1 protein-coding gene is annotated in these 336 nt (G+C 50.6%); it reads left to right on the top strand.

The window, feature by feature from the left end; translation table 11 throughout:
- Nucleotides 1-336: hypothetical protein (locus CA598_RS32635; RefSeq protein ID WP_094879070.1), on the top strand; the 336-nt coding region annotated here is incomplete at both ends.

Below are 336 nucleotides of genomic sequence, written 5' to 3'. Positions count from 1 at the left end.
ATTTTTAAGCGTTCAGATAAAGCGGAAGTACCCGCGCCAGATATTGTAATTGACCCCAACGTAATCCAGCTCGGAGATAGAACGGTAAAGGTGCGGAAGGTTCCGGTCGGACAATGGCGCGAACTATTTGCCGCTGTTAATATGCTGCCGGAATTGATTATGGGCGTAATGTCAGCGCCATCCGAAAACCGCGTAGCTTACTTATTCGCGTTCATCGAGCACGCGCTAAATGACGTCGTTCAAGTAGTCAGCGTTTTGACCGGATTTGAACCGGAGTGGATCGAGGCAAACGTAGCACCTGACGAGTTGATGGCGTATTTTACCGCCGTTGCGCGC

It is taken from the genome of Paenibacillus sp. VTT E-133291 (assembly GCF_002264395.1).
GTDB classification, from domain to species: Bacteria; Bacillota; Bacilli; order Paenibacillales; family Paenibacillaceae; genus Paenibacillus_AQ; species Paenibacillus_AQ nitricinens.
Note: the sequence above shows the minus strand (reverse complement) of the source record. Positions and strands in the feature narration are given on the sequence as shown.